This window comes from Vineibacter terrae (assembly GCF_008039615.1).
In the GTDB taxonomy this organism is placed as follows: Bacteria; Pseudomonadota; Alphaproteobacteria; order Reyranellales; family Reyranellaceae; genus Vineibacter; species Vineibacter terrae.
Map to the genome: position 1 here is coordinate 1 of NZ_VDUZ01000045.1, position 25,447 is coordinate 25,447.

Consider the following 25,447-nt stretch of genomic DNA (forward strand, 5'->3'; position numbering starts at 1 on the left):
AGCGCCAGCGAAACGCGACAGCCGCTCGCATCAAATGGATGTTCACCACCCAACGCGCTCGCACAAAGCTCGCTCGCGCCTATCCAGACGCAGCCAAAGAGTCATAATCTCTGGGCACAGGTACTAGAAGGAGCGCCACCAAAGAGTCCGGCTCGGGCGCAGCGCGTCAGTCATGGGGCGGGCACATGCCACGAAGCGCCGCGCCGCGCAACCCGTCATGTCGTCGGGATCAGGTCCGAGGCCTTCTCCGCGATCATGTTGGTGGCGGCATAGGTGTTGCCCGACACCATGGTCGGCATCACCGAGGCATCGGCCACGTGCAGGCCCTGCAGCCCGATCACGCGCATCGATGCCGGATCGACCACGGCCATGGGGTCGGTGCCGATCTTGCAGGTGCCGACCGGATGATAGGTCGTCGAGCCGGTGGCCCGGGCGTGGGCCATCAGCTCGTCGTCGCTGTTCACGTCCGGGCCCGGGAAGTTCTCGTGAACGACGTGGTCGGCAAGCGGTCGTGTCGTCAGCAGCTTGCGCAGGTACCGCATCGCCGCCAGCAGCGCGTCGCGATCGATCTGGTCGGCGAGGTAGTTGGGCTGGATCTCCGGCTTTTCCGTCGCATCGCCGCTCAGCGCCTTCACATGGCCGACGCTTTCGGGACGAAGCTGCGAGGCGCCCAGGGTCATGCCGGGCCTGGTGTCGAGGACGGCGGTGCCATAGCGGCCGCCGGCATAGCTGGCCGGCGCGAAGTAGAGCTGCATGTCGGGCGTCTCCAAGCCCGGCCGGGTCCGCAAGTAGCCGCCGGCATGCGAGGGGCTGGCGGCCAGCAGGCCCTTGCGGCTGACGGCGTAGCGCAGCACCTCGCCCATCAGCCGCAAGCCATGCGAGCGCTCGTTGAGCGAGCCGGCACCCTTGACCAGGGCCGAGACCCGCACGGCGTAATGGTCGCGGAAATTGCGGCCGACGCCGGGCAGAGCATGGATGACGTCGCCGCCGAACGCCTTGAGCCATGCCGGCTCGCCCACGCCGGAGATCTGCAGCAGGTGCGGCGTGTTGATGCTGCCGCCGCACAGGATGACGCTGCGTGCCGCCCGCAGCGTCTCCTGACGGCCATCGCGGCCGCGATAGCGCACGCCCGTGGCCCGCCTGCCGTCGAACAGGATGCGTTCGGCCAGGGCCCACTGGATCACGCGCAGGTTGGGCCGCGACAGGGCCGGCCGCAGATAGGCGTCGGCCGGGCTCCAGCGGCGGCCGCCGCGCATCATCTGCTGGTAGAGGAAGGTGCCTTCCTGGTCGCCGCAATTGTAGTCGGGCGTGCGCTTCAGCCCGAGCGCCTCGTTGGCCGCAATGTAGGCGTCGCTCAGCGGATGCGGCTCGCGCTGGTCCTCGATGAAAAGCGGACCGTCGCGGCCGCGCACCGCATCCTCGCCGCCGACCCGACGTTCGGCGCGCTTGAAGTAGGGCAGCACATCGGTCCATGACCAGCCGCGGCAGCCGAGCTGGGCCCAGGTGTCGTAGTCGGCCGCCTGGCCGCGGACGTAGAGATGGCCGTTGATCGAGCCCGAGCCGCCCAGCACCTTGCCGCGCGGGAAGGTGATCTTGCGGCCATCGATGTGCGGGCCGGGCGCCGTCTCGTAGCCCCAGTTGAGCTTGGGATTGTAGACGGTCTTGTTGAAGCCCGCCGGGACCTTGATCCAGATGTGGCGGTCAGGGCCGCCGGCCTCGAGCACGGCGACACGGTGCTTGCCGGAGGCTGTCAGCCGGTTGGCCAGCACGCAGCCCGCGGCACCGGCACCCACGATGACGTAGTCGACGTCGTTCATTGCCACTCCATCGGCATCGCTGCCGGCGCACTATGCACGGTGCGGTCGAGGAGGGTCTACCAGATCAACTGACTCGGTGGCTGCGGCCGCTGTTGTCGCGTAAAACCAGGGAAGCGGCCAGGGAGGTGTATGATGACGCAGACCCCATCGATGAACCCAACCGATTGGGTGCTGCCACGGATCCTGGCCGAGCAGGGGCGGCTGCGGCCAGCGGCGCCTTGGGTCACGATTGTCGGCGGCGACAGCCTGACGTTCGGCGACGCTGCAGCGGATGTCCGCCGGGTGGCGGGCTACCTGGCCGGCCTGGGCGTCAAGCCCGGTGACATGGTGGGCCTGATGATGCCCAACAGCGTCGATCTCGTGCGCGCCTGGCTCGGGATCGGCACGCTGGGCGCCGTCGCCGTCATGCTGAACAACGAGCTGCGCGGCGCGTTCCTGCAGCATCAGTTGCGCAATTGCGGCGCCGATCTGGTGATCGTCGATGCGTCCCTCGTGGATGCGATCGTGGAGGCGGCGCCGCATGTGGAAACGCTGAAGCGGCTTCTCGTCCCCGGCAGCGCTTCCGGCCCGGCATCCGCCAGGCCGCAGCGTCTGAGCTGGGAGGGCTGGCGAACGGCGGCGCCATACGATGGACCGTTGCCGCGCGGCGAGGACATCGCTTGCGTGATGTACACCTCCGGCACCAGCGGCCCGTCCAAGGGCGTGCTGATGCCGCATGCCCATTGTGCGCTCTACGGCATGGGGCAGATCCGGGCCATGCAGCTGACCCACGACGATCGCTTCTACATCACGCTGCCGCTGTTCCACGCCAATGGCCTGCTGATGCAGCTGGGCGCCACGCTCCAGCTCGGCATCCCGGCCGTGGTTCGCCAGCGGTTCAGCGCCTCGGAGTGGCTGAACGATGTCCGCCGGTACGGCTGCACGGTTACCAATGCGCTGGGTGCGCTGGCGGCTTTCGTGCTGGCGCAGCCGCGGCGCGACGACGACGCGCAGCACGGACTGCGGGCGCTCTGCAACGCCCCCAACCTGCCGGAGCATGAAGCCGCCTTCCGCGAGCGCTTCGGGATCCGCGACGTGTTCTCCGGCTTCGGCATGACCGAGGTGAACATCCCCGTGTGGGGACGGGTCGGGCAGTCGCGACCCGGTGCGGCAGGCTGGGTCGATCGTGAGCACTTCGAGGTCGTCGTGGCGGATCCGGAAACCGATCGCGCCGTTCCACCGGGCCAGCTGGGTGAGATCCTGGTGCGGCCGAAAGTGCCGTTCTGCTTCATGGTCGGCTACCACAACATGCCGGACCGTACGGTGGAGGCGTGGCGGAACCTCTGGTTCCATACTGGCGATGCGGCCACGATGGACGCCGATGGGTTGGTGACGTTCGTCGACCGCATCAAGGACACGATCCGTCGCCGCGGCGAAAACATCGCGGCCAGCGAGGTCGAATCCGCGATCAGCCAGATGCCGGGCGCCGGCGAGGTCGCCGCCTTCGCGGTTCCCTCCAGCATCCCTGGCGGCGAGGACGAGCTGATGCTGGCGATCGTGCCGGCGGCCGGTGCAACGTTGACAGCCGAAGCCGTGATCGAGCACGCCGACAAGGTGCTGCCGCGCTTCGCCGCGCCCCGCTATGTCGAGTTCATGTCAGAGCTGCCGAAGACGGCGACCGGCAAGGTGCAACGCGCCGTTCTGCGCAAGCGGGGACCGGAGCAGGCGTGGGACCGTGATACGCCATCGCGGCCATGAACGACAGCCGCAAGACGAGCGGCGGACCTCGCGGCGGATTCAGGTCAGGGAGATGCCCAGCGAACCGATCAGTTCGGCGTAGCGCCCATTCTGCATGGTCATGATCTCGCGCAAATCCTTGGCCGAGACGTCCAGGGGCGAAACGCCGCCCGAGCGCAGCTGCGCTACGAATTCCGGATCCTTGATGGCCTGCCGGCTGCCCTCCCTCAGGCCTTCCACAAAGGCAGCTGGCGCACGTGACGGCGCGACCAACCCGCAGAAGATGGTCAGCGGATTGGGCTCTCCGAACCCGGCCTCGTCGGCGGTCGGGGCGTCGGGAAAGGCTTCCTCCCGTCGTGGCCCGAACACGGCGAGCGGACGCAGGCTGCCCGATTTGACGCGCGCGGCGACGGCGAAGGGCGTGTCGACCGCGACATCCACGTCCCCGCGCATCACCGCCAGGCTTCCTTCGGGCAGGCTGCGGAACGGCACGTGGGTGAGGTCGATATCGTGCCGCTTCTTGAACATCTCCATCTGCAGGTGCGAGTACGTGCCGACCCCGTTCGTGGCATACGAAAGCTTGCCGGGATTGCTCTTGGCATAGCGCACGAGATCCTGCAGGCTTTTAAGGGGGTGGTCCGCGCGCACCACCCAGACGGCCGACGTCGTGAACAACGGCGTGATCGGGGTGAAGTCGCCGATGGGGTCGTAGCCGGCGTTCTTGTACACATGTGCGGCGATGAGGAAGGTATTGCTCGCCACGAGCAACGACGCCTCGGGATTCCCGCGCAAGACCGTCTGCGCCGCGATCTGTCCGCCGGCACCCGGTTTGTTGGCGACGATGATGGTCCGCTTCAGTATCGGCGCGGCCTTGTTCGCATACATCCGGGCTACGATGTCGTTCACGCCGCCCGGACCGAACGGGCCGACGATCGTGAGCAGGGTGTCCTGCTGGGCATGCAGCCCGCGCGAGGCCACGAGCCCCATGCCGACAGCGGCACCGATGACGAGCTTCCTTCGCTTCATGGGGCCCCCCTTGCGGCGGCGACGCGAATCCTGTCGTCCTGGCTGTCCTGCACGCCACGCACCCTGTCGCCGATGATGGTGGCGCGGGCCATCCTGCGCGTCGCCGGATAGTAGTCCTGCACTGCGTAATGCTGCGTCGCGCGATTGTCCCAGAATGCAATCGTGTTCGGCTTCCATCGCAGCCTCACCTGGAACTCGGGCTGCGCCGCCTGGGAGAACAGGTAGTTCATGAGGCTGTTCGCCGCGAGCGCGAAATCCGCGCCGATGCTGCGCTCGCGCTTCTGCGTGTAGTTGGTGAAGTGTGTGGTGAAACCCTGGTTGACGTTCAGGATCTTCTCGCCGGTCTCGGGATGCACGGCGATGACGGGATGCTCCTGCGCCGGAAACTCTCCGCTCAGGGCGCGCCGCTTCTCCACGGTGTCGTCGCCGCCGAACGCGTGCGCGATGTCGTGCATCGCGTAAAGACCATCGCAGACCGACTTGATCCGGTCGGGAAGCCGCTCGTAGGCGAGCGCCATGTTCACCCAGATCGTATCGCCGCCTACTGGCGGGCATTCGACGCAGCGCAGGATCGAGCCCATCGAAGGCGTCTCGCGCCACGTGGTGTCTGCGTGGAAGATGTTCTCGTTGGCGGGGCGTCGGTTGCCGCGTTCCAGCAGCACGAGCTCGGCATGATCAGGATGGTGGCGAAGGACCGGATGGACCTCCAGCTCCCCGAAGGAGCGCGCAAACGCGACATGCGCCCTGGCCGAGATGTCCTGGTCCCGGAAGAACAGCACCTTGTGCTTCAGCAAGGCTTGCCGAACGGCTGCGATCAGCACCGGATTGTCGGCCGCCGTTTCAAGGTCGATGCCGTGAATCTCCGCTCCGAGCGCAGGCGAAACAGGATCGATGCTGATTCCGTCCGGCATGTCCACCATCCCAATCCCGGTCTCGACGATGCGGATGATAAAGCAGTCGACTTAATAATTGTCAAGCATGTGACTTAAATCTGCAAGTGCTTGCTCCTTCCTCTCCTGCAAGCTAGCTTTCGCCGACATGGCAAGGCCTGGGACCAGCAAACGCACCGCTGCGCGCATTGCGAAGGCGCAACAGCGCTCGGTGCCCAACAGTTCCGACATCCTCCTGCTGACGGCTGAGCGCTTGTATGCCGAGCGCGGCCTGGACGGCGTCTCCTTGCGCGAGATCGCCCGCGAGGCGGACCAGAAGAACAATTCCGCCCTGCACTACCACTTTGGCTCGAAGGACGCGCTGCTCGACGCCATCATCCGATATCGGATGCGGGAGGTGGATGCGCTGCGGAATGACTATCTGGACCGCTGCGAAACGGAAGGCCGGACGGACCTGCGGGCCGCAGTGGAGGCGCTGGTGAGGCCGCTCGCGCACGGGCTGCTCTCGCCGCGGCCGGACAATTACTACAACCGCTTCCTGGCAGCCGCCCAGATACACCCGGACATCGACCTCATCGCGCATGCCAGCGAGGAGGCGCAGGGAGGCTTCCGGCGCGTCTATTCGAAGCTGGAGCAGGCGCTGCCCCGGCTGCCGCCAGCGTTGCTGCGCCAGAGATATCTTACCGGCATCGCGTTGATCACCTTCAGCCTGGCGGATTTCGAGCGGATCAAGGCACGCAAGGTCCGACAGAGCCGCGGGTTCGACATGTCACGCGCGGTCGAAAATCTCATCGACATGACCGTGGGCGCGCTGGCCGCGCCGGTATCCGATCAGGTCAAGCGTCGGCTGGAGGTTGCCGAGCCTGCTTCGCAAGGGAAGCAGACCCTCGGCTGACGGCCGATCCCACCGGGGCGACGAATGGCTCTCGCTACGCCGCTTTCTGTCCCGCGCCGTCGACCACCGTCACGATGTCGCGCATGATGGCGGTGATATCGAAGTCCTTGGGCGTGTAGACGCGCGCCACGCCCGACTTGAGCAGCACCGCGGCGTCCTCGGGTGGGATGATCCCGCCGACCACAACCGGCACGTCGGCGATGCCCGAGCTGCGCATGCCTTCCATCACCTCGCCTACCAGCGGCACGTGGCTGCCCGACAGGATCGACAGGCCGACCACGTGCACGCCTTCCTCGAGCGCGGCATTGACGATGCGCGCCGGGGTCAGCCGGATGCCTTCGTAAACGACCTCCATGCCGCAATCGCGGGCGCGCACCGCGATCTGCTCCGCACCGTTGCTGTGGCCGTCGAGGCCCGGCTTGCCGACCAGCATCTTCAGCCGCCGACCGAGCTTGCGCGACACGCGCTCGACCTCTCGGCGCACGGGTTCCAGCCGGTCGCTGCCGGCGCCGGCGGCACGGCCCACACCGGTGGGTGCACGGTATTCGCCGAAGATCTCGCGCAGGGCCTGGCCCCACTCGCCGGTGGTGACGCCGGCATGGGCGCAGGCGATCGAGGGCTCCATGATGTTGCGGCCTTCCTTGGCCGCGTCCCGCAGCGCCACCAGTGCCGCGTCAGCCTGCCTGGCGTCGCGCTGCGCGCGCCACGCGTTGAGCTGCTCGATCTGCTCGCGCTCGACGGCGGCGTCGACGGTCTGGATCGCGGCTTCGCCGGCCGACAATGGGCTGGGCTCGCCCTCGGTGAAGGCATTGACGCCGATCACGGTTTGCGCTCCCGATTCGATCGCGGCGATGCGCTTGAGGTTCGACTCGACCAGCCGCTGCTTCATGTAGCCGGCCTCGACGGCGGCAATGGCGCCGCCCATGTCGTCGATGCGCGCCAGCTCCGCCCGCGTCTCCGCCTTCAGCTCGGTGACCTTGCGCTCGATCTCGGTGCTGCCGTCGAAGATGTCGCCGAACTCCAGCAGGTCGGTCTCGTGCGCCACGATCTGCTGCAGGCGCAGCGACCATTGCTGGTCCCACGGCCGCGGCAGGCCCAGCGCCTCGTTCCATGCCGGCAGCTGCACCGAGCGGGCGCGCGCGTTCTTGGACAGTACCACCGCCAGCATCTCGAGCAGGATGCGGTAGACGTTGTTCTCCGGCTGCTGCTCGGTCAGCCCCAGCGAGTTGACCTGCACACCGTAGCGGAACAGCCGCATCTTGGGGTCGGTGACGCCATAGCGCTCGCGCGTCAGCTCATCCCACAGCTCGGCGAAGGCGCGCATCTTGCAAAGCTCGGTGACGAAGCGCACGCCTGCATTGCAGAAGAAGCTGATGCGGCCCACCACCTGCGGGAACTCTTCTGACGTGACCTGGCCGCGGGCTTTCACCGTGTCGAGCACGGCGATCGCATCGGCCAGGGCGTAGGCCAGCTCCTGCATCGGCGTCGCGCCGGCCTCCTGCAGGTGGTAGCTGCAGACGTTCATCGGGTTCCATTTGGGCACCTCGCGCACCGTGAAGGCGATGGTGTCCGAGGTGAGGCGCAGCGACGGCTCGGGCGGAAAGACGTAGGTGCCGCGCGACAGGTACTCCTTGATGATGTCGTTCTGCGTCGTGCCCTGCAGCTTGGCACGAGCCACGCCTTGCTTCTCCGCGACGGCGATGTACAACGCCAGCAGCCACGCCGCCGGCGCATTGATCGTCATCGACGTGTTCATGCGGTCCAGCGGGATGCCGTCCAGAAGCGTCAGCATGTCGCCGAGATGCGAAACCGGCACGCCGACCTTGCCGACCTCGCCCCTGGCAAGCGGATGGTCGCTGTCGTAGCCGGTCTGGGTCGGCAGGTCGAAGGCGATCGAGAGCCCGGTCTGGCCCCGCGCCAGGTTGGTGCGGTAGAGCGCGTTCGAGACCTTGGCCGTCGAATGCCCGGAGTAGGTGCGGATCAGCCAGGGCCGGTCGCGCTTGATGCTGGGTGTGGGTTGGTTATCGGCAGGCATGGGGCGATCCCTGAAGCGGCCGGCGAAGCATCGACCGGGCAACCCGCGTGCCTAAGGGAATTCGTGTTGCGTTGCAACATGATCGATGGATAATTGCCTGAATTCGGGCATTCCGGCATTATCGCACTGCCCATCGGGTTGGCTTTGCCGGGGTGAGTCGACCACTATCCGTGTCGGTCCGGGGCGCGATCATCGTTGGGGACGACCGGGCGAGCCTAGATCCGTGAACGACGATTCTGCTTCCGGCGCCGACAAGCGCCCCGATTCCATTACCGGCAGTTCCGCGCCCACCGCGGCACCGCAATGGCTGACTCCTGCGCCAGCAGAGCCGGGCCCGGCGCCGGCAACGCCTCCCGTGCCACGAGATCACGGCGGCTATGCGCATAGCCAGGGCTTTTCCCGGAACTACGTGCCGCCGGCCAGTCATGCGCCGCCACCGGGATATCCCCCGCCGGCCGGAGCGACGCAGCCTTATGCGCAGCCTGGCTATGCGGCACCCGGCGGCCATGCCGCAGCGCCGCCCGGCTATCCGCCGTATGGCGCTCCCGTCGCTTACGCGCCGCCGATCCACGTCAATCCGCCGGTGCGGCTGACCTACGACGGCAGGGTAGGCGAGCTGTACTTGGTTTATCTGCGCAGCCTGCTGCTGACGCTGGTGACGTTGGGCGTCTATCGCTTCTGGGGTCGCACGCGCGTGCGGCGCTATTTGTGGTCGCATTTCCAGGCGTTCGGCGATCGCTTCGAGTATCGCGGCCGCGGTATCGAGCTGTTTCTCGGCTTTCTCGCCGGCGTCGGCTTCCTCATGGTCGTGGGCGGGATCGTGCTGGGGGCGCTATGGCTGTTCGCGCGCGAGACCGTGCTGCAGGAGGTCGATGCCGGTGATGCCGCGACCTGGCTGCTGCTGTTGGCCGGCTACCCGCTGCTGGCGGTCGGGCGCTATGCCGGCTTGCGCTACAAGCTGACACGCACGCGCTGGCGCGGCATCCGGTCTGGCCTCGATGGGTCGGCCTGGAAGTTCGGCGGCATATCTGTCGGGTTGGGCCTGCTCAATGCCATGAGCGCCCAGCTGGTGACGCCGATCCTGGATATGGCGCTGGCCAGGTATCGGCTGAAGAACCTGACATTCGGCACCGTGCGCTTCGGCTTCGCGGGGCAGGCCGGCGATATCTACGGCCGCTTCATCGGCTTCTATTTCCTCAACATCCTGGCCTGGATCGTGCTGGTCGTCATCATCGTGATGATCGTCGGCGGGCTGTCTGCCGTCATCGATCGCTTCGGCGGCTGGGAGGCGATCGGCGACAAGATTGCCCATCCGACACCCTTGGTGATCGTGATCATGATCCTGGTGGCCCTGGCGGTCTATTCGCTGATCGGCCTCGTGATCCTGCCGCTGCGCTGCTGGTACCAGGCTTATCTGCTGCGCTACCTCATCTCGCGGACATGGTTCGGCCGCATACAGTTCGTGAGCGGCGTGACGACGGGCCAGATGTGGGGCTTCATGGTGCTGAACTGGATCATCCTGGTATTCACCTTCGGCATCGGCTGGCCCTGGGTGCTGCACCGCACGGCACGACTGGTCGCCGACCAGCTCTGGATCTATGGCGAGGTCGACGCGCTGGCCGTCGCCCAGGCGCTTGGGCAGGGGCCAGCGATCGGCGAAGGCCTGCTCGACCTGTTCGACACCGGAATCGTGTGAGCCTGCCATGACCGCGCCCATGACGGCCCGCTTCTACGATGGCCTGCACCCCGTCGCTCACATCGTCACCGTGAAGGCGACGCCGGCCGAACTCGCCGCTACGATGCCGGATGGGCGCGTGGTCGTGCGCTGGCCCACGGCCGAGATCGAGGTGGTATCGGACGCCGAGCACGAGCCGCACGCGCTGCTGGTCTGTGCCCGGCAGCCCGGCACCCGGCTGGCGATCGAGGACGAGGCGTTGCGTCAGTCGCTGGCCGAGCTGGGGGGCAACCTGGCGCGCGCCACCGGTCGGCGGCCACGTATTGCGCCGGCCCTGGGCGGCGTCGCGGCGGCGCTGGCGATCACGGTCGGCGTCATGGCGTTCGCTGCCGAGAAGCTGCCGAACGTGGTGGCGCCGTTCGTGCCCTATGTCTGGCAGCGCTCACTGGGCGATTCGGTCGTGACGGCGATGACCAGCGACATGCGCAAATGCACGCGTCCCGAAGGGCAGCAGGCGCTGCAGGCGCTGATCGACCGCCTGCAGGATGCGTCTTCCTACCGGCGGCGCATCGATGTCAGCGTCGTGCAGAACCCGATCGTCAACGCGTTCGCCGTCCCCGGCGGTCGGCTGATCGTGTTCTCCGGCCTGATCGACAAGGCCTCGGGACCGGCGGAGGTGGCCGGCGTGATCGCCCATGAGGTTGGCCACGTGGTGCACCACCACTCCATGAAGGGCCTGCTGCGCGCCTATGGCTTCGATATGGTGCTGAAGCTGGTGACCGGCGGCTACTCGTCTGACGTGGCCACCCTGGGCGGTGCCGGTGGCGTGCTGCTGGCCCTGCGTCATAGCCGGGACGCGGAGCGGGAGGCCGACCAGACGGCGCTGGAGCTGATGGACAAGGTCGGGATGCGCGCCGACGGGCTGTCGACCTTCTTCGGCAAGCTGCTGGAAATGCAGAACAAGCAGGCTCCGGGTGACAAGGGCAAGGCACCCGGCAACGGCTCGACCAAGCCGCGCGACGCCGCCGAGGAGGCTGGCATCTTGTCCACGCACCCGCCGACGCGGGAGCGCCTGGAGGCGACCAAGCGTCCTGCGACCGGCGCGCCGGCGCTGAGCGCGCAGGAGTGGCAGGCGCTGCGAGCAATTTGTCGCTAGGCGCTTGTTTTACCTCAGCTTTCAGTAGGTCGGCCGGGCATGGTGCGCCAGCTATAGTGCAGTCGTGCGAATTTTATTTTCGCCGTTGTGGCAATTTTCTAACCAAACGGGTCTGTTGATCTAATAGAAATTGACTTTGTGCGTCGCACCATTACGCTGCGTCTGCTAACGGGAAACCGTTCAAATCCACAGACGTTATTCATTCGAAGCGCAGGGGCCAGATATGACCGCAGCGTTGGCCGTCGTTCCATCGCACCCGACGGCGGGACAGCCGAAGAAGGATCTCTACCAGGTCGGCGAGATCCCACCTCTGGGCCACGTGCCGAAGTCGATGTACGCCTGGGCGATCCGGCGCGACCGTCACGGACCGCCCGAGCAGGCGATGCAGCTCGAGGTCGTGCCCACCCACGCCATCGGCGATGATGAGGTGCTGGTGCTCGTGATGGCGGCCGGCGTGAACTACAACGGCGTCTGGGCCGGCCTGGGCGTGCCGGTGTCGCCGTTCGATATCCACAAGGCACCGTTCCATGTCGCCGGTTCTGACGCCGCCGGCATCGTCTGGGCCGTCGGTTCCAAGGTGAAGCGCTGGAAGGTGGGCGACGAGGTCGTGGTCCACTGCAACCAGGACGACGGCGACGACGAGGAGTGCAACGGCGGCGACCCGATGTTCTCGCCCTCGCAGCGCATCTGGGGCTACGAGACGCCGGACGGCTCCTTCGCGCAGTTCTGCCGCGTGCAGGCGCGCCAGCTGATGAAGCGGCCGCAGCACCTCACCTGGGAAGAGAGCGCCTGCTACACGCTGACGCTCGCCACCGCCTACCGCATGCTGTTCGGCCACCGCCCGCACATCCTGCGGCCGGGCCAGAACGTGCTGGTGTGGGGCGCCGCCGGCGGCCTGGGCTCGATGGCGATCCAGCTGATCGCGGTGTCGGGCGCCAACGCCATCGGCGTGATCAGCGACGAGAGCAAGCGCGAGTTCGTGATGAGCCTGGGCGCCAAGGGCGTCATCATCCGCAACAGCTTCGACTGCTGGGGCCAGCTGCCCGACGTCGACGACACCAAGGGCTATGCCGAGTACATGAAGAAGGTGCGCAAGTTCGGCGCTGCCATCTGGGAAGTCACCGGCAAGGGCAACGACGTCGACTTCGTCTTCGAGCATCCCGGCGAGCAGACCTTCCCGGTCTCCTGCTTCATCGTGAAGCGCGGCGGCATGGTCGTGTTCTGCGCCGGCACCACCGGCTACAACCTGACCTTCGACGCGCGCTTCGTGTGGATGCGCCAGAAGCGCATCCAGGGCAGCCACTTCGCCAACCTGCTGCAGGCCGCCCAGGCCAACCAGCTGGTGATCGAGCGGCGGCTGGATCCGTGCATGTCCGAGGTGTTCGCCTGGGAGGACATCCCACGCGCCCACACCAAGATGTGGAAGAACCAGCACAAGCCCGGGAACATGGCCGTGCTGGTATCGGCCAAGCGGCCCGGCCTGCGCACGCTTGAGGATGCGCTGGAGGATTGATGGCGGCCGCCTGCCGCCTGTCGTCATTCGCTGGAGTCTGTGATGTCCCTCGCTGAAAAGCGCGACGCGGTCGCGTCGACGCTTGCCCTCGACAATCTTCTCGCCCTGTGCGCCGAAGCCGAGCGCGCGGCGCTCGCCTTCGACGCCGCCGCCAAGGCGGCGGTGCGCCGGCTGATCGCCCCCGCCGGCCGCGTCGATGCCAAGCTGCTGGAGCGCGAGCAGTTCGCGGCCCATGGCTATGCCTGGATCGCGACCTACGTTGCCGGCCTGGTGCAGATGCGCCGCTGGGCCGAGACCCTGGCCGCAGGCTCCAGGCTGGGTGAGCTGGAGAAGTTGCTGCTGCAGGCCGCCTACGGCGAGTACCTCGGCCAGTTGTCGGGCGGCATCGCCATGAGCCAGGTCGAGGTCGTGCGTGGCGCCGATCTCGGGCTGTCGGACGACGAGGTCCAGGCGCTGCAGACGCCTGGTGTGCGCAAGCTCGTGGCGCACGGCAACAGCGGCGCGGTGCGGATGCGCATCGCGACATTGCTGGCCGATTCGCTGGATACCGGCGACTTCGGCGCGCTCGGCCTCGATGACGAGGCGCTCGAGATGGTGCGCGAGCAGTTCCGCCGCTTCGTCGGCGACGAGGTGCTGCCGCACGCTCATGAATGGCACCTCAAGGACGAGCTGATCCCGCTGCCGGTGGTCGAGAAGATGGCCGAGATGGGTGTCTTCGGCCTCACCATCCCGGAGGAGTGGGGCGGCTCGGGCATGGGCAAGCTCGCCATGTGCGTCGTCACCGAGGAGCTGTCGCGCGGCTATATCGGTGTCGGCTCCTTGGGCACGCGCTCGGAGATCGCGGGCGAGCTGATCCGCTCGGGCGGCACCGAGGCGCAGAAGAAGAAATACCTGGCCAGGATCGCGCAAGGCGAGATCCTGCCGACGGCCGTGTTCACCGAGCCCAACACGGGTTCCGACCTCGCCAGCCTGCGCACCCGCGCCGCGCGTGACGGCGATGTCTACAAGGTGCAGGGCAACAAGACCTGGATCACCCACGCCGCGCGCGCCGACATCATGACGTTGCTGGTGCGCACCAATCCGGACAAGCCGGGCTATCAGGGCCTGTCGATGCTGCTGGCCGAGAAGCCGCGCGGCAGCGAGGACAATCCGTTCCCGGCCAAGGGCATGACCGGCGGCGAGATCAAGGTGCTGGGCTATCGCGGCATGAAGGAATACGAGCTGGGCTTCGATGGCTTCGAGGTGCCGGCCGAGAACCTGCTGGGCGGCCAGGAAGGCAACGGCTTCAAGCAGCTGATGGCCACGTTCGAAAGCGCGCGCATCCAGACCGCGGCGCGCGCCGTCGGCGTAGCGCAGTGCGCCATGGAGCTGGGCCTGCGCTATGCCAAGGACCGCCTCCAGTTCGGCAAGCCGATCTACGCCTTCCCACGGGTGGCCGGCAAGATCGCCTGGATGGCGGTCGAGACCATGATCGCGCGTCAGCTCACCTATTTCTCGGCGCGCGAGAAGGACAGCGACCGCCGCTGCGACATCGAGGCCGGCATGGCCAAGCTGCTGGCGGCGCGCGTCGCCTGGAGCAATGCCGACAACGCGCTGCAGATCCATGGCGGCAACGGCTACGCCCAGGAGTATCCGATCAGCCGCGTGCTGTGCGACGCGCGCATCCTCAACATCTTCGAGGGCGCCGCCGAGATCCAGGCCCAGGTCGTCTGCCGCGGCCTGATCGAGGGGCGCAATTAGGCACGGTTCCTAGCGGCGGTACTCCCACCAGTCGCGACGGCCGTCGCGGTCGCGGTCGACCCAGCGGCGCGACTGATAGTAGCCGTCGTTGTAGACGTACGACTTGTAGCGATAGCTGTAGTCGGGATTGTAGCCGTAGCTGTAGCGGGGCTGCCGGTCATAGCCGTCCGAAACACAGGCGCTCAACCCTGGCCCTGTGATCACGAGCACGGAAGCGGCTAGGATGCGGGTGAAATGGCTGCGCATGGCGTGGCCCTCTTTCGAGGCCGTCTCGCCTGCTCTTACGTGCAGCTGACGGCCGTGATCCCTGCCGCCCGGGCCGCACCGTCAAATATCTTGGTTCCGCCGCAAAACCGGCCTGCTTGTGCCGCGGTTGTCTCACCTGCGGCATTGTTGGCGGTCCTGGCCGGCTGGTCCGGGTCGAACCGGAGAGCGGAACAATCGCGAGGTAACGGTTCCGCGACGAGCGATGTGATTGGTAGCCTCGCCCGCTGTTGTGGCGGGCGGGCGCCGAGGCCCTGCCGGCCGATCACGTGGAGGGAATCATGCCGGGTCTGTGTGAAGGTCGCGTCTGCATCGTAACCGGCGGCGCGCGCGGCGTCGGACGGGAATACGCGCTGATGCTGGCGGAGCAGGGCGCCAAGGTGGTCGTCAACGACCTGGGAGGCGCAGCGGACGGCACGGGCAAGGACACGTCGCCGGCGCAGCAGGTGGTCGACGAGATCCGCAAGGCCGGCGGCGAGGCCGTAGCCAATGGCGACGACGTCAGCGACTGGAACGGCGCCAAGAACATGATCGACCAGGCCGTGAAGACCTACGGCAAGCTCGACGTGGTGATCAGCAACGCCGGCATCCTGCGCGATCGCATGCTGGTGAACATGAGCGAGGCCGAGTGGGACGCGGTGATCAAGGTGCACCTGAAGGGCACCTTCGCGCCGGCGCGGCATGCCTGCGCCTACTGGCGGGACCGCGCCAAGGAGACCGGCGCCCCGGTGAACGGGCGCCTGATCAACACCACGTCGGTGTCGGGCATCTACGGCAATATCGGCCAGACCAACTACGGCGCCGCCAAGGCCGGCATCGCCTCGCTGACCGTGATCGCCGCGCGCGAGATGCGCCGCTACGGCGTCACGGTGAACTGCATCTCGCCGTCGGCGTACACCCGCATGACCGCCGATCTGCGGCAGTACTCACCCGAGGACATCGAGCGGCGCAGCCCGCGCTGGGTGGCGCCGATCGCCGTGTGGCTGGCGAGCGAGGAGTCGGGTGACGTCACCGGCCGCGTCTTCCAGGCCGGCAACGGCATCATCGCCGTCGCCGAAGGCTGGCATCGCGGCCCCACGGTCGATGCCGTGTCCGATCCGGCCACGCTTGGTCCGATCGTCAAGGACATGATGGCCCGCGCCCGCAAGAACGCCGGCATGGATGGCCTCGACCTGGATTGATTTTTCCGGTCGGGCCGCGCCGCTCCAGCGGCGCTCATGAACTCGAGCGCCGCTGGAGCGGCGCGGCCCGACCAGCCAGATCTTCTACTCTCCCAGCATCTTGCCGCGCAGGCGGCGCATGCCGGCGAGCCAGCGGTCGTAGTCGGCGGTCTTGCGGCGCATGTAGTCCAGCACCTGCGGGTGCGGCAGGATCAGGAACTTCTCCTCGTCCATCGTGCGCACCACGCATTCGGCAAGCTCGTCCGGCTCGATGATCCCATCGACGCTGGCCGAGCCGGCCTCGCGGCCCTGGATCATGGCCGTGCGCACCGCCTGCGGGCACAGCACCGACACCTTCACGCCCTTGTCGCCGTAGGTGATCGCCAGCCACTCGGCGAAGGCGACGGCGGCGTGCTTTGTCACCGCATAGGTCGCCGACGGCAGCGAGGTCAGCAGGCCGGCGGCAGACGCCGTGTTGACGATGTAGCCCGAGCCGCGCTCGGCCATCTTCTTGGCCACGGCGCGTGCCGCGTAGACATGCGACATCACGTGAACCGACCAGTTCAGCGCCCAGTCGCCGTCGGGCGCATCCTCGTCGCCCGAGCGCACCAGGCCGGCGTTGGAGCAGAACACGTCGACCGGCCCGAAGCGCTCCTCGGCGCGCGTCACCAGGGCGAGGATATCGACCTCCTTGGCGACGTCGCAGGGGACCGCCAGCCCGCCGATCTCCTTGGCGAGCGCGTCGAGCGGTCCCTGGTGCAGGTCCGCCACGACCACGCCTTTGGCGCCTTCGCGCGCGAACCGCTTTGCCATTGCCGCGCCGATGCCGCCTGCCGCACCCGTCACGATCGCGACCTTGCCCGCTAGCTTCATGGTTTCCTCCGGTATTGATGATGCGGACATGCCAGATGACGAAGCGCCGTGGTAGTGGTGTCTGTTCGACGCATCGCACAGCGAGCCAGGGCCTTGGCTGAGGTATCATGCTCATCATCTTCGATTGTGACGGCGTGCTGGTGGACACGGAGCCTGTCTCGAACCGCTGCTTCGCGGCGGCGCTCAACCGTGAGGGCCTGGCATGGGACGTGCCGCAGACCATGCGCGAGCTGATGGGGCGCTCGCTGAAGAGCTGCGTTGCCATCGCCGAGGCAGCGCTGGGCCGCGCGTTGCCGGCCGACTTCGTCGATCGTCTGCAGGCGGAGACGTTCGCCGCATTCAGGCGCGAGGGGGTCAACGCAATTGCCGGGGTCGCCGAAGCGATCGATGCGCTCGAGGCTGCCGGGCACCGCACCTGTGTCGCATCGTCGGGCGATATCGGCAAGATGCGGATCACCCTGGGCGGCGCCGGTCTTTGGGACCGCTTCGAGGGCCGTATCTTCAGCGCCACACAGGTGGCGCGCGGCAAGCCTTTCCCCGACCTGTTCCTCCTCGCTGCACGCGAGATGAAAGCGGCGCCCGATGCGTGCCTCGTCGTCGAGGATGCGGTCGCCGGCACCGAAGCCGCAGTCGCCGCCGGGATGCGCGTGCTCTGCTACGCCGCAGCGCCTTACGCCGACCGCGACGGCATGGCGGCTGCGGGCGGCGAGGTGTTCGCCGACATGCGTCAGCTGCCCTTGCTGGTCGGCTGAGTTTCTCTATATGCAAATCGACTTGCATTAAATGAAGAAGCGAATACGCTGGCCGGCATGTCGAATCCAGCCGATCTTGCGCGCGCCCTTGGCGAGCAGCTGCGGTAGGCACGCCAGCGGCGCGGCCTGACACTGGGCGATGTCGCGGCGCGCACGGCGTTGTCCGTGGGCTTCCTGTCGCGGCTGGAGCGCGGCGGCGCCAATGCCTCGATCGCCAACCTGATCCGTCTGTCGACGTGCCTGGATGTGCCGCTGGCGCAGCTTTTCGGCGAGGCGCAGGCGGCGCCCCCGCCCACGCACGTGATGATGCGGCGCGCCCGCAGCACCGCCGACTGGATCGCCAGCCCAAACGGCTACGCCTGGCGGCGCCTGGGCGGCGACCTGCGCCAGCCGCTGCTGGACGCCTTCGAGCTGGAGTTTCCGCCGACGCGGCGCCGTGAGATCGCCCTCGTGGCGCATGAAGGCGAGGAGTTTCTGCTGATCCTGTCGGGCTGCATCGAGTTCCAGATCGGCTCCGAGCGCCTGACGATGGAAACCGGCGATTCCGTGCATTTCGATGCCGGCATCCCGCACATGGGACGCAACGCCGGCGACAGCCCGGCCCGCATGCTGATGGTGCACACCCGCTCGGGTGCGGAGGCGCAGGCGCCGCCGCTTTTCCTGGCCATGGCCGGGGCCGACATCAAGACCGTGAGAAAGGGAGGATGATCATGAGCGACGCGGCGCAACGGGATCATGCACCGGCCATCGTACGGCATGTCGATGACATCGAGTGGGAGACGATCCGGTGGCCGGGCGAGACCGGCAAGATGCTCTTTCACCCACGGCCCGAGAGACCGACCGAGCCCAATGCCGGCCTGCTGCGGCTGGCGCCCGGCGCCTGGCATCCGCTGCACAAGCACGACTTCGCACAGGTCTGGTACGTGCTGGAAGGCGAGTTCGAGGTCGCCGGCAAGGTCTGGGGGCCGGGCACCATGATCTGGCACGCCGATCCGCACTACGAGGACGAGCTGCGCACCACGAGCGGCGGGCTCATCCTCATCGTCCAGTATCCCGGCCCGACCACCGGCGGCCGTCCGATCTACGACAAGCGCTTCAACATGGCCGAGCGCAAGGCGGTGGCCGAGGAGCGGACCGACATGTGACGGCGCAGGCGTTGCGGCGCGGGGACGGTATCGCGCCGGTGCCGCCATGCTGTAGAGGAGGGCGGCCATGCCGACCCTCCTCATCTTCGACTGCGACGGCACGCTGATCGACAGCGAGCGCCTGTACAACCTTGCCTGGGCTGACGTGCTGGGCCGGCACGGCTTGCCGTGGACGGTGGACGAATGCGCCCAGCGGCTGATGGGTCGGCCACTGCCGGATTGCTATGCCATCATCGAGGCGGCGCTGGGCCGCAGGCTGCCCGCCGATTTCCAGAGTGAGGTCTTCGCTGCGAGCGACCGGTGGTTCGCGCGCGAGGGCCTGCAGGTCATCGACGGGGTGCAGGAGGCGCTGGCGCGCTTGCCGCAGGCAAAATGCGTCGCCTCGTCAGGGCTCTATACGCATGTCCGCGACAACCTGGCGCAGACCGGGCTGCTGGGCTACTTCGGCGCCGAACGGATCTTCACCGCCGCGATGGTGGCACGAGGCAAGCCAGCACCGGATGTCTTCCTCCACGCCGCCAGGGCCATGGGTGCCGCGCCGCGCGACTGCATCGTGATCGAGGATTCGGTGCCAGGAGTGCTGGGCGGCCGGGCCGCCGGCATGCGGGTGCTGGGCTATGGCGGCAATCAGCATGACCCTGCGGCGTTGCGCGCAGCCGGGGCCGAGGTCTTCGACAACATGCGCGCCCTGCCGGCGTTGATCGGTTGAGGTCGCTCACCCTGGCATTCCGCTGGGCCGCGCTCCCATATCGTGACAGATTGGCGACGCTCCGCCTCAGGGAACCGCAATCATGGCCAAGGCCCTATCCTATATCGTCCTCATCTTCGCCGGCTTGTGCATGCTGGGCGCGCTGGGCTCGATCTTCATCGGCATGATGCGCGCCGGCCAGGGCGGCGTCGAAGGCGCCCGCCGCAGCAACCGGATGATGTGGTGGCGCGTGCGGCTTCAGCTCGCCGCCATCGTGCTGATCATCATCTGGTATTTCCTGAAGAATGCCTGACGCGGGCGGAGGAGAGTGATGGTTCAGCTCACGCGCATCTACACACGCGGTGGCGACAAGGGGCAGACGTCGCTGGGCACCGGCCGGCGTGTGGCCAAGCACGACCAGCGCGTCGCGGCCTACGGCGATGTCGACGAGACCAATGCCACGATCGGCCTGGCGCGCCTGCACATGGAGGGCGCCGCCGAGGCCGACGCCATGCTGGCCCGCATCCAGAACGACCTGTTCGACCTGGGCGCGGATCTGTGCACGCCGGAAGTCGAGGGCGAGACGCGGGAGCGGCTGCGCATCGTGGCGACTCAGGTCGAACGGCTGGAGCGCGAGATCGATGCCATGAACGCCGAGCTGGCGCCGCTGAAGTCGTTCATCCTGCCCGGCGGCACGGCGGCGTCGAGCTACCTGCACCTCGCCCGGACCGTGGCGCGCCGGGCCGAGCGTGAGATGACGGCGCTGGCCGAGCGCGAGGACGTCAATCAGGAGGCGCTGCGCTATATCAACCGGCTCTCCGACCACCTGTTCGTGATGGCCCGCCACCTGAACGACAAGGGCGCCCGTGACGTCCTGTGGATGCCCGGCGCGACACGATGAGATGCCGCGGATGCCGGCCTGCGGAACGGTTCCAAGGGCCAGCCAATTGTAATTCCAAGGCTTTTCCGTCAGGGCCGTGCCGTTGTGCAGCGCGGCATCGGCTTGACAGCTTTCAGTCAGCGGCCTAGACGGAACGCCTTCAACCGGTCATCGAGGGCGAAAACCCAATGAAAGTGCTGGTCGCCGTTAAGCGCGTGATCGACTACAACGTCAAGATCCGCGTGAAGGCCGACAAAACCGGCGTCGAGACGGCGAACGTCAAGATGTCGATGAATCCATTCGACGAGATCGCGGTGGAAGAAGCCGTGCGCCTGAAGGAGCAAGGCAAGGCCACCGAGGTCATCGCCTTCAGCGCCGGGCCGCAGCAGTGCCAGGAGACGATCCGCACGGCGCTGGCGATGGGTGCCGACCGCGGCGTCCACGTCAACGCCGACGCCGAGCTGCAGCCGCTGGCGGTGGCCAAGCTGCTCAAGGCGGTGGCCGACAAGGAGCAGCCGGGCCTGATCATCGTCGGCAAGCAGGCGATCGACGACGACAGCAACCAGACCGGCCAGATGCTGGCGGCGCTGCTGGGCTGGTCGCAGGGCACCTTCGCCAACAAGCTGGCGATCAACGACGGCTCGGCCGAGCTCAAGCGCGAGATCGACGGCGGCCTGGAGAACATCAAGCTCAAGCTGCCGGCGGTGATCACGACGGACCTGCGGCTGAACGAGCCGCGCTACGCCTCGCTGCCCAACATCATGAAGGCGAAGAAGAAGCCGATCGACGCACAGACGCCCGAGTCGCTGGGTGTCGATGTGGCGCCGCGGCTGAAGACGCTGAAGGTCGAGGAGCCGCCGGGCCGCAAGGCCGGCATCAAGGTCAAGACCGTGGCCGAGCTGGTCGACAAGCTGAAGAACGAAGCGGGAGTGCTGTGAGATGAGCGTGCTCGTTGTCGCTGCGCATGACGGCAAGGCTGTCCGCGCCAACGTCGCCAACGCCGTCGCGGCTGCGACCCAGCTCGGTGGCGACGTTCATGTGCTGGTGGCCGGCTCGAACGCCGGCGAGGCCGCCAAGTCGGCGGCCGCGATCCAGGGCGTGGCCAAGGTGCTGCAGGCCGAGGACGCGGCCTATGCCGACTGGGTGGCCGAGGATATCGCGCCGCTGGTGGTGAAGCTGGCGCCGGACTACAGCCACGTGGTGGCCGCCGCCGACACGGTCGGCAAGAACATCATGCCGCGCGTGGCGGCGCTGCTGGACGTGGCGCAGATCTCGGAGGCGATCGCGATCGTGTCGCCCGACACCTTCGTGCGCCCGATCTATGCCGGCAACGCCATGGCGACGGTGCAGTCGGCCGACAAGATCAAGGTGCTGACGGTACGCCCGACCAACTTCAAGGCGGCGGCCGGCGGCGGCTCGGCGGCCGTCGAGCAGATCGCGGGCGCCGGCGCCAGCGGCCTGTCGAGCTATGTCGGCGCCGAGGTGTCGAAGTCGGAACGGCCGGAGCTGACCAGCGCCAAGATCGTCGTGTCCGGCGGCCGTGGCCTGGCGTCGGGCGAGAACTTCAAGATGCTGGAGGCGCTGGCCGACAAGCTCGGCGCCGGGCTGGGCGCCAGCCGCGCCGCGGTCGATGCCGGCTACGTGCCCAACGACTACCAGGTCGGGCAGACCGGCAAGGTCGTGGCGCCTGACCTCTACATTGCTGTCGGCATCTCGGGCGCCATCCAGCATCTGGCCGGGATGAAGGACAGCAAGACCATCGTCGCCATCAACAAGGACGAGGAGGCACCGATCTTCCAGGTCGCCGACTACGGCCTTGTCGGCGACCTCTTCCAGATCGTGCCGGAGCTCACGGCGGCGATCGACAAGAAATGACTCGGGCTCGACGCCGGCTCGTGGGGCGGCCGGCGGCACCGGCATTATCGGGGGATTGACGATGATCCAGCGGATCGGCGTGATCGGCGCCGGCCAGATGGGCGGTGGCATTGCGCATGTCTGCGCGTTGAAGGGCTTCCAGGTGAAGCTCGTCGACGTCGACGACGCCCATCTCGAGAAAGGCCTCGAGACGATGGCCGGCAACATGGACCGGCAGATCGGCCGTGGCCTGATCAAGCCCGACGAGAAGGACGCAGCCCTGCGGCGGATCGAGACCGGGCTTGACTACAAGACGTTCGAGGATTGCGACCTCGTGATCGAGGCTGCGGTCGAGAACGAGCAGATCAAGCGCGAGATCTTCAAGAAGCTCTGCCCGATGCTGCCGCCGACGACGTTGATCGCGACCAACACGTCGTCGATCTCGGTGACGCGCCTGGCGTCGGTGACCGACCGGCCCGGCCGGTTCATGGGCATGCACTTCATGAACCCGGTGCCGATGATGCAGCTCGTGGAGCTGATCCGCGGCATCGCGACCGAGGAAGAGACCTTCCGCACCATCCGCGACCTGACGATCAAGCTCGGCAAGACGCCGGCGAATGCCGAGGACTTTCCGGCGTTCATCGTCAACCGCATCCTGCTGCCGATGATCAACGAGGCCGTCTATGCCCTCTACGAGGGCGTCGGCAACGTCGAGTCGATCGACACCGCGATGCGGCTGGGCGCCAACCATCCGATGGGGCCGCTGCAGCTGGCCGACTTCATCGGGCTGGATACCTGCCTGTCGGTGATGCAGGTGCTGTACGAGGGGTTGGCCGACTCGAAGTATCGGCCCTGCCCGCTGCTGGTGAAGTATGTCGAGGCGGGCTGGATCGGCCGCAAGGCCGGCCGCGGCTTCTACGACTATTCGGGCGAGCGCCCGATGCCGACCCGGTAGAAACTGCCCTCTCCCGCAAGCGGGAGAGGGAGGGGCCCATCGCGCCAGCGATGGGAGGGTGAGGGGCAGCACACGAGATACCTCGTCCTTGGACCCTCACCCGCCGAACGCTTCGCGTCCGCCGACCTCTCCCGCATGCGGGAGAGGTTATGAGCCTTCCCCGATCACGTGCCGCACCAGCGCCTCGGCCTCCGGGGTGTCCCAGTCGGCGTCACCCTGCAGCCGGCCGACCTCGCGGCCCTGGGCGTCGAACAGCACCGATGTCGGCAGGACGGCGATGCGCAGCGCACCGTAGGACTTCTTCTGCGTATCGAAGAACACCTGCAGGTTGTCGAGCTTGCGGCTGCGGATGAAGGGCTCGACCTTGGGCCGCGACGGGCCGTCCAGCGACAGGGCGACAACGACGAACTTCTCGCTGCCGATCTTCGCGGCAAGCCGATCCAGGCTGGGCATCTCCTTCACGCAGGGGATGCACCACGTGGCCCAGAAATTGACCAGGACCACCTTGCCCTTGAAGGCGTCGAGGCTGGCGTTGGCGTCGGCCTTGTCCTTGAAGGCCAGCGCCGGCGCCGCCGTCCGCTCGACCTGAAGCTCGAGCTTGGTCATGTCGCCGGCGAGCGGCGGCTTGGCGTCCTTGGCCGCCACGGGCAAGGCGGTGCCGGCGGCGATCGCCAGCGCGCCCAGGGTGCGCACGAGAAACGAGAAATGCGATGCAAGCTGTGCCATAACCACGATCCTACGATCTCCAGCCCAAGACGTCATGATCGGGAACAGGAAAGTGAAGGCGAGCCGCGAGCGCCGTACTGTCGCAGCCGGCGCCCCGTCGAGCAAATCGTCCAACGCCATGTGGGGCGGCCGCTTCACGCTTGGCCCGGCCGAGATCATGGAGCGCATCAATGCCTCCATCGGCTTCGACCGGCGCATGTACCGGCAGGACATCCGGGGCTCGATCGCGCACTGCGAGATGCTGGTGAAGCAGGGCATCGTGTCGGCGGCCGACGGCCGCAAGATCATTGCCGGGCTGCGTCGCATCGAGGGCGAGATCGAGGCCGGCAATTTCACGTTCTCGACCCGGCTCGAGGACATCCACATGAACGTCGAGGCGCGGCTGTCGCAGCTCATCGGCGATGCCGCCGGCCGGCTGCACACGGCGCGCTCGCGCAACGATCAGGTGGCGCTCGACGTTCGGCTGTGGGTGCGCGACGCGATCGACCGCGTCGAGGGGCTGCTGCGCGACCTGCAGGCGGCGCTGATCGACCGGGCCGAGGAGCACGCCGCCACCATCATGCCGGGCTTCACGCATCTGCAGACGGCGCAGCCGGTGACCTTCGGCCATCATCTGATGGCCTATGTCGAGATGTTCGGCCGCGACCGCAGCCGCTTCGCCGATTGCCGCCGGCGCATGAACGAGAGTCCGCTGGGCGCGGCGGCGCTGGCCGGATCACCGCACCCGATCGACAACCACGACACGGCCAAGGCGCTGGGCTTCGATCGGCCGATGGCCAATTCGCTGGATGCGGTCTCCGATCGCGACTACGCGCTGGAGTTCATGGCGGCGGCGACGATCTGCGCCGTGCATGTCTCGCGCCTGTCGGAAGAGATCATCATCTGGTGCAGCGCGCCGTTCCGCTTCATCGCCCTGTCGGACGCCTTCACCACCGGCAGCTCGATCATGCCGCAGAAGCGCAACCCGGACGCCGCCGAGCTGGCGCGCGCCAAGACCGGCCGCATCCTGGGCGATTTCACCGCGCTGGCGGTGGTGATGAAGGGCCTGCCGCTGACCTACGGCAAGGACATGCAGGAGGACAAGGAGCCGATCTTCGACGCCGCCGACTCGCTGGAGCTCAGCCTGGCGGCAATGGCCGGCATGGTGCGCGACCTGAAGGCCAACGACGAGCGCATGCGCGCCGTCGCCGCCGCCGATTATTCGACCGCAACCGATCTCGCCGACTGGCTGGTGCGCAGCCTGGGGCTGCCGTTCCGGCAGGCCCACCACGTCACCGGCAGGCTGGTGGCGCTGGCGGTCTCGAAGGGCGCGGATCTCGGGGCGCTGCCGCTCGAGGACATGCAGGCGATCGAGCCGGCGATCACCAAGGACGTCTACCGTGCGCTCACCGTCGAGGCGTCGGTGGCGGCTCGCGCCAATTTCGGCGGCACGGCGCCCAGGAACGTCAAGAAGGCGGTCGCCGCGGCGCGGCGGCGCTTTCTGAGCGAGCGGAAGAGCCCGACATGATGCGCCACAGACGCCTGCTCCTGCTCGCACTGACGCTGCTGCCGCTGGCGGCATGCGGCAAGAAGGGCGAGCTGGAACGTCCCAGCGGCGGCAAGTCGCCGGAGCGCACCTATCCCAAGCCCGATCCCGTGCCGTGGCAGACCGAGCCGCAGCCGAAGCACAAGTAGGGGCCGGCGATCT

The 25,447-nt window shown here is 67.4% G+C and carries 25 protein-coding genes and 1 pseudogene; 19 read left to right on the forward strand and 7 right to left on the reverse strand.

From position 1 onward, the window contains the following. Positions 1-215 precede the first annotated feature (215 nt). Complete coding sequence (locus tag FHP25_RS30535) at positions 216-1,817, reverse strand: GMC family oxidoreductase (protein ID WP_147850777.1); 1,602 nt, start codon at positions 1,815-1,817, stop codon at positions 216-218. 150 nt (positions 1,818-1,967) lie between these two features. Between FHP25_RS30535 and FHP25_RS30540 the strand changes: the two genes are divergently transcribed. Then, a complete protein-coding gene (locus FHP25_RS30540) occupies positions 1,968-3,554 on the forward strand; it encodes an AMP-binding protein (protein WP_178133900.1) in 1,587 nt (528 codons plus the stop codon). Between the two features lie 39 nt (positions 3,555-3,593). On the opposite strand, the gene FHP25_RS30545 is transcribed toward FHP25_RS30540, so the two are convergent. Continuing rightward, positions 3,594-4,559: a Bug family tripartite tricarboxylate transporter substrate binding protein gene (locus FHP25_RS30545; RefSeq protein ID WP_178133901.1), complete on the reverse strand. Its 966-nt coding sequence runs from the start codon at positions 4,557-4,559 to the stop codon at positions 3,594-3,596. After that, positions 4,556-5,479, reverse strand: a complete 924-nt coding sequence (locus FHP25_RS30550; RefSeq protein WP_147850780.1) for a TauD/TfdA dioxygenase family protein — start codon at positions 5,477-5,479, stop codon at positions 4,556-4,558. Before FHP25_RS30550 ends, FHP25_RS30545 begins: the two co-directional genes overlap by 4 nt. Positions 5,480-5,660: 181 nt before the next feature. Between FHP25_RS30550 and FHP25_RS30555 the strand changes: the two genes are divergently transcribed. Then, entirely contained in the window at positions 5,661-6,344 is a 684-nt protein-coding gene (locus FHP25_RS30555; protein WP_178133902.1) for a TetR/AcrR family transcriptional regulator, read from the forward strand. Between the two features lie 34 nt (positions 6,345-6,378). Here FHP25_RS30555 and FHP25_RS30560 read toward each other — a convergent pair whose 3' ends face one another. Further along, positions 6,379-8,379 (reverse strand): protein meaA, encoded by a 2,001-nt coding sequence (locus FHP25_RS30560; protein ID WP_147850782.1) that lies wholly within the window; start codon positions 8,377-8,379, stop codon positions 6,379-6,381. 355 nt (positions 8,380-8,734) lie between these two features. Between FHP25_RS30560 and FHP25_RS30565 the strand changes: the two genes are divergently transcribed. From FHP25_RS30565 to FHP25_RS30580, 4 genes are all read left to right on the forward strand, one after another. Then, positions 8,735-10,075: a YjgN family protein gene (locus tag FHP25_RS30565; RefSeq protein WP_178133903.1), complete on the forward strand. Its 1,341-nt coding sequence runs from the start codon at positions 8,735-8,737 to the stop codon at positions 10,073-10,075. Between the two features lie 7 nt (positions 10,076-10,082). Further along, complete coding sequence (locus FHP25_RS30570; protein ID WP_178133904.1) at positions 10,083-11,210, forward strand: M48 family metallopeptidase; 1,128 nt, start codon at positions 10,083-10,085, stop codon at positions 11,208-11,210. Positions 11,211-11,433: 223 nt separating this feature from the next. Further along, positions 11,434-12,723 carry a crotonyl-CoA carboxylase/reductase gene (gene ccrA, locus FHP25_RS30575; protein ID WP_147850785.1) on the forward strand — a complete coding sequence of 430 codons (1,290 nt, stop codon included), beginning with the start codon at positions 11,434-11,436 and terminating at the stop codon, positions 12,721-12,723. Positions 12,724-12,765: 42 nt separating this feature from the next. Continuing rightward, on the forward strand, positions 12,766-14,463 hold the full coding sequence (locus FHP25_RS30580; protein WP_147850786.1) for an acyl-CoA dehydrogenase family protein: 1,698 nt from the start codon (positions 12,766-12,768) through the stop codon (positions 14,461-14,463). A gap of 9 nt (positions 14,464-14,472) precedes the next feature. Here the strand turns inward: FHP25_RS30580 and FHP25_RS30585 are convergent, their stop codons facing one another. Beyond that, on the reverse strand, positions 14,473-14,709 hold the full coding sequence (locus FHP25_RS30585) for a hypothetical protein (protein ID WP_147850787.1): 237 nt from the start codon (positions 14,707-14,709) through the stop codon (positions 14,473-14,475). Between the two features lie 299 nt (positions 14,710-15,008). Here FHP25_RS30585 and FHP25_RS30590 point away from each other — a divergent pair, with 299 nt between their 5' ends. Beyond that, positions 15,009-15,908 (forward strand): SDR family oxidoreductase, encoded by a 900-nt coding sequence (locus FHP25_RS30590; protein WP_147850788.1) that lies wholly within the window; start codon positions 15,009-15,011, stop codon positions 15,906-15,908. Positions 15,909-15,992: 84 nt separating this feature from the next. Here FHP25_RS30590 and FHP25_RS30595 read toward each other — a convergent pair whose 3' ends face one another. Continuing rightward, entirely contained in the window at positions 15,993-16,760 is a 768-nt protein-coding gene (locus FHP25_RS30595; RefSeq protein WP_147850789.1) for an SDR family oxidoreductase, read from the reverse strand. Between the two features lie 107 nt (positions 16,761-16,867). Between FHP25_RS30595 and FHP25_RS30600 the strand changes: the two genes are divergently transcribed. The 10 genes and pseudogenes from FHP25_RS30600 (at position 16,868) to FHP25_RS30640 (ending at position 23,034) form a co-directional block, all read left to right on the forward strand. Then, on the forward strand, positions 16,868-17,512 hold the full coding sequence (locus FHP25_RS30600; protein ID WP_147850790.1) for an HAD family hydrolase: 645 nt from the start codon (positions 16,868-16,870) through the stop codon (positions 17,510-17,512). Between the two features lie 120 nt (positions 17,513-17,632). Continuing rightward, positions 17,633-17,761, forward strand: a pseudogene (locus FHP25_RS42305) (helix-turn-helix domain-containing protein); the annotation flags it as partial. Beyond that, positions 17,759-18,220, forward strand: a complete 462-nt coding sequence (locus FHP25_RS30605) for a cupin domain-containing protein (protein WP_408068559.1) — start codon at positions 17,759-17,761, stop codon at positions 18,218-18,220. The pseudogene FHP25_RS42305 and the gene FHP25_RS30605, both read left to right, overlap by 3 nt. Positions 18,221-18,222: 2 nt before the next feature. After that, complete coding sequence (locus FHP25_RS30610) at positions 18,223-18,657, forward strand: cupin domain-containing protein (protein WP_147850792.1); 435 nt, start codon at positions 18,223-18,225, stop codon at positions 18,655-18,657. A 67-nt stretch (positions 18,658-18,724) separates the two neighbouring features. Continuing rightward, a complete protein-coding gene (locus FHP25_RS30615) occupies positions 18,725-19,366 on the forward strand; it encodes an HAD family hydrolase (RefSeq protein ID WP_147850793.1) in 642 nt (213 codons plus the stop codon). Between the two features lie 82 nt (positions 19,367-19,448). Further along, positions 19,449-19,658 (forward strand): HIG1 domain-containing protein, encoded by a 210-nt coding sequence (locus tag FHP25_RS30620; RefSeq protein ID WP_147850794.1) that lies wholly within the window; start codon positions 19,449-19,451, stop codon positions 19,656-19,658. Between the two features lie 18 nt (positions 19,659-19,676). Continuing rightward, entirely contained in the window at positions 19,677-20,246 is a 570-nt protein-coding gene (locus FHP25_RS30625) for a cob(I)yrinic acid a,c-diamide adenosyltransferase (RefSeq protein ID WP_147850795.1), read from the forward strand. A 167-nt stretch (positions 20,247-20,413) separates the two neighbouring features. Beyond that, a complete protein-coding gene (locus FHP25_RS30630; RefSeq protein WP_147850796.1) occupies positions 20,414-21,163 on the forward strand; it encodes an electron transfer flavoprotein subunit beta/FixA family protein in 750 nt (249 codons plus the stop codon). A 1-nt stretch (position 21,164) separates the two neighbouring features. Further along, positions 21,165-22,100: an electron transfer flavoprotein subunit alpha/FixB family protein gene (locus tag FHP25_RS30635; protein ID WP_147850797.1), complete on the forward strand. Its 936-nt coding sequence runs from the start codon at positions 21,165-21,167 to the stop codon at positions 22,098-22,100. 61 nt (positions 22,101-22,161) lie between these two features. After that, positions 22,162-23,034, forward strand: a complete 873-nt coding sequence (locus FHP25_RS30640) for a 3-hydroxybutyryl-CoA dehydrogenase (RefSeq protein ID WP_147850798.1) — start codon at positions 22,162-22,164, stop codon at positions 23,032-23,034. A 147-nt stretch (positions 23,035-23,181) separates the two neighbouring features. On the opposite strand, the gene FHP25_RS30645 is transcribed toward FHP25_RS30640, so the two are convergent. Further along, a complete protein-coding gene (locus tag FHP25_RS30645) occupies positions 23,182-23,760 on the reverse strand; it encodes a TlpA family protein disulfide reductase (RefSeq protein ID WP_178133905.1) in 579 nt (192 codons plus the stop codon). A gap of 118 nt (positions 23,761-23,878) precedes the next feature. On the opposite strand from FHP25_RS30645, the gene argH reads away from it, so the two are divergent. Further along, positions 23,879-25,267, forward strand: coding sequence for an argininosuccinate lyase (gene argH, locus FHP25_RS30650; protein ID WP_218578728.1), 1,389 nt, complete (start codon positions 23,879-23,881; stop codon positions 25,265-25,267). Beyond that, positions 25,264-25,434 carry an LPS translocon maturation chaperone LptM gene (gene lptM, locus FHP25_RS41010; protein WP_178133906.1) on the forward strand — a complete coding sequence of 57 codons (171 nt, stop codon included), beginning with the start codon at positions 25,264-25,266 and terminating at the stop codon, positions 25,432-25,434. Before argH ends, lptM begins: the two co-directional genes overlap by 4 nt. The last annotated feature ends 13 nt before the right edge of the window (positions 25,435-25,447 follow it).